Source organism: Bacteroidota bacterium, assembly GCA_013696965.1.
In the GTDB taxonomy this organism is placed as follows: Bacteria; Bacteroidota; Bacteroidia; order JACCXN01; family JACCXN01; genus JACCXN01.
On record JACCXN010000054.1, the window covers coordinates 1 to 3,864 of the forward strand.

The 3,864-nt window shown below is 33.1% G+C and carries 4 protein-coding genes and 2 pseudogenes; 2 read left to right on the top strand and 4 right to left on the bottom strand.

Translation table 11 applies throughout. From position 1 onward, the window contains the following. The 4 genes and pseudogenes from H0V01_07900 to H0V01_07915 form a co-directional block, all read right to left on the bottom strand. A pseudogene (locus H0V01_07900) lies at positions 1-208 on the bottom strand (transposase). Positions 209-508: 300 nt separating this feature from the next. After that, positions 509-1,153, bottom strand: coding sequence for a DUF4136 domain-containing protein (locus H0V01_07905; protein ID MBA2583292.1), 645 nt, complete (start codon positions 1,151-1,153; stop codon positions 509-511). A gap of 264 nt (positions 1,154-1,417) precedes the next feature. Next, positions 1,418-1,609: a hypothetical protein gene (locus H0V01_07910; GenBank protein MBA2583293.1), complete on the bottom strand. Its 192-nt coding sequence runs from the start codon at positions 1,607-1,609 to the stop codon at positions 1,418-1,420. Positions 1,610-2,060: 451 nt separating this feature from the next. Next, positions 2,061-2,462, bottom strand: a pseudogene (locus H0V01_07915) (thioredoxin family protein). A gap of 97 nt (positions 2,463-2,559) precedes the next feature. Between H0V01_07915 and H0V01_07920 the strand changes: the two are divergent. Both H0V01_07920 and H0V01_07925 read left to right on the top strand, forming a co-directional pair. Then, complete coding sequence (locus H0V01_07920) at positions 2,560-3,498, top strand: IS4 family transposase (protein MBA2583294.1); 939 nt, start codon at positions 2,560-2,562, stop codon at positions 3,496-3,498. Next, positions 3,488-3,864: hypothetical protein (locus H0V01_07925; GenBank protein MBA2583295.1), on the top strand; the 377-nt coding region annotated here is incomplete at its 3' end. The genes H0V01_07920 and H0V01_07925, both read left to right, overlap by 11 nt.

Here is a 3,864-nt window from a genome sequence, read left to right on the forward strand (position 1 = left end):
TTTCCATTAAATTGTCAAAAACACCTGCTTTCATATTATTCCTATTGAATCTGTATGTATACTCATCGATATATGCTTGTAAATGATTGGCATGATGATGCATTCCTCTGAGCCATCCTTTAAAACCATAATAACGCGATGTAAATCAGGAAAATTTCCCCCTTTCTTTCCTGACAGAACTTGGTTAAGGTTGATAAAGTCTTTTTAGACACTTATATGGTCTTATTATTTCTCCGGAACTTGTAAAATAAAAAATTTTCTCAGGTTTTAAATGTTAAAGAAGAGGTGAAAAGACTTTTAAAAAGCTATAATTTTTCATGTTATCTAATTAAAGTACAATACATTAAGGAATCATATGAGTTTAATTGATTAATATCTCAAAATAAAACCGGCTCCTTTTAAAGGATCCGGTTCAATTTAATGTTACTGCTTCTGTTTATATACGGCTTTTTGCAATAATATAAATTAACTACTGAATATCCATGCTTTTATCATTCCCAACCATACTTTATTTGAACATTTGGTCAGGCAATGTGCTGCTTTCTGACATTTCTTTTTGTTCTTTAACCGGAAACTCATTGAATATCTTAGAAACCAATTCCTCCAGTTCTCTGCTGGGTGTGTTAGGATTTATGCGTTCTTTAGACCAGCCTCTCCATATAAGTTTGTCATCGCTGTTGCGTATTATATCCACTACTACAGTACCTGTAGTATATTCAATATTTTCCACATCAGTGGCATATACAGTACCTAAAGTGTTGTAGTACGGGTAATGGTAAGGCCGGATATAAAGAGGGCTGAATCCGTCAAAAAAATAGGGATAAGTATTGTATAGCGGATAAGTACTCACTATTTGCTCCTGCTCCTGTTCAAAATTCACGTGTAACAGGATGAGCAGTTCAGGATTATTTACATCCAATCTGTAGTTCCTGGCATTCATTTCATTGTTTACCTTATCCACCAGATTCTGTTCCACAATATCGTTATAATAAAGTGAGCCGGAAGAGGTATCAACTACCGGCAACCAGGCATAAGTACTGAATTTGCTAAAATCAACCCCTTTTGCTCTATCCGAATATACCTGGGTACTACTACATGAATCCAGTAGAGATAGAATAGCGGCAATAGCGATGGTGAAAAAAATATTTTTCATATTTATTAAATTTAGGAATAAGAAATAATTATATTTCTATAAGTAATAATTATGCCAAGGAGATTTTACCTTAATAGTTACATATTAGAAAAATTCTATCCATTTATTACATAGAATGTTGATTTTATGCCACAGTTAACTTTTCACCAACAGGTTAAGAATTTTTAACAAAAGCCCCTCGCTCTCGCCAGTGTTCCGCAGGATCACTGGTGAGCTAAAATAAGGAAAGTTTATAACGTTCCCTTGAATCTGAATTAACCACTTTTACCATGGCTCCAATTTTAATAATCCTTTTATTTCACTAAAATCTCTTGCACTGCTATATAAATATTCCTCTGGCTTTTCAACAATTCCAGCTTCAACTGGATTATAATGAATGTAATCCACTTTTTGCTGAATCATTTTATTGCTGTATAAGTAAAATGGATGATTATCAGGTTTCCAGAATTGCATCATCTGATTTTGTTATTATTGAGTCCTGAACTTTTTTGCTACGCTATTTAGTCGGCAAAACTACTCCTATTCCATAAAATTGTAAATATAAGTTCCTATAACAATTTGCACACACTTGCAACTCAATTAGATGTAACAGTGAGGGCTATGATTTACGGGTTCATTCTATGCAGCCACTACCAGCACATAAAGATGATTTAGCATAACCACAGGGAACAGCCAATGTAAAAAGCCATACAATGCATGCATTCTTAAGATAAAGTTTTTCTATAGCTCATATAAGTAGGAATGCAGTATTGACTCCGGTGGAAAGTGCAAGAATTAAATGATTTGACTTGAATACAGGAAGGTGCCTGGCTGGCTGATACCTCCTGATAATCTTTTAGCCATTTCACTTTTGTTTCAATTCCCAAAGATTTTCTTTATCGTAAGCGTTTTTGTTTAAGGATTGGCCTTAATTTGCTTTTTTGAGCACCTTCTGTCCAATCTGCAGAAATTCCATAGGATTGTGAAAGCCTGCTGTCCCTGCAATTAAATTTTCTTTGCTGTCAATAAAAAGTAGGGTGGGATAACTTCTTACACCAAATTTCCTGGCAAGTTCCAGGCCTTCTCCTTTTTCGCCATCCATTGCTACATTAATGAAATTTGGATTATAGAAACCACCAACCTCTTTATTAGAAAATGTATTGCTCTTTAACTTCTTGCAAGGGCCGCACCACGTGGCGTATATGTCCAAAAAGATAATTTTATTGTCTTTTTTTGCCAATTGAAGTGCTTCCTGCCAGCTACCTTTATTAAATTATATCCCTTCTTCACTGTCTTTTGAAAAATCAACAATGGGGTCCCTATGGGCAATGTCATTAAGTTAAGGAATTTTTTGAAAAAAAAAGCTACGGTTGTTATAATTTTGTAGTTGACAAAATAACATAACTATAACTAAAACCGTAGCTGTAATGAAAGATGTAAATTTAAAAACAATAAAAGAATTAAAAAATTTCATTGAAATAGTTTTTGCCAATAGAGCTCTGTTGGATCAATTTAGTTTAAAAGAGAATTCTTTTATGCGGAACAGAAAACTACCATTTGAAAAACTAGTATTACTTATTACTAAACTGTGTAAGAAAACATTAAGTGTTGAAATTGAGGAGTTTTTTAATGAATTTGAACATTCAGGAACCTATTCGGTAAGTAGTTTTAGTCAACAGAGGATCAAGCTAAACCCATTATTTTTTTATTATTGGAACCAAGTTTTGCTTAAAAGTTTTTATACTTATGCACAAGAAAAAGTAAAGCGATGGAAAGGATACCGTTTAATCGCAGTCGATGGGTCAAATGTGAGTTTGATAAATAACCATTCTCTTAGAACAGCTTTTGGGGGTCAAAGTAATCAACATGCTTTTTTTGTACAAGCTAAAGCCCTCTATTATTATGATATTTTAAATGAATTAGTTGTTGACTCAATAATTGCTCCCTACCAAGTTGGCGAATTAAGCATAACGTATAACAAAACCGACAATTTAGAGCAGGATACTATAGCAATTTATGATAGAAATTTTTGCAACTACAAAATGATTGCTTTGCATTTATGGCAAGAAACAGAGCGAAAATTTGTAATAAGAGGTAATGAAAATCATAATTGGATAAAGACATTTATTAAAAGTGGCAATCAAGAAGATATTGTTTCCATTAAACCAACCAATAGAATAATAGAAGGGCTGCGTCAAAGTGGATTTGTTGTAAATGCAGATACAGCAATTAAAGTGAGATTGATACGAGTAGAATTGAATAATGGACGTATAGAGGTACTTATTACTAATCTTTTGAATAATGAGGGTTTTAAAAAAGAAGAGTTTAAGGATTTATATGCAAAGAGATGGAGCGTTGGAAACTAATATAGCTATACAGAAGAATATTATGCAATTAGAGGCATTTAGCGGTTTGACCGAAATATCTGTTAAGCAAGATTTTTATGCAACTGTGATAGTGGCAAATTTACATTCTTTATTAATCAAAGAAGCGCAAGAAACAGCCCAGCAGCAATATGCATACAGGAAACATCCTGTAAAAATCAACAATAATAAATCCTTTGGCAGGATTAAAAGAGTAATAGTTGAATTGTTTGTATGTGAAAATCCAGAGAAAATTTTAGAAACACTACATGAAAAACTTATCAGGGAAGTATTACCAGTAAGGAAAGACAGGTCCTACCCTAGGGTAGTGAAAAACAAGCAATCTAAAAGTAAACACAAAACGTTTAC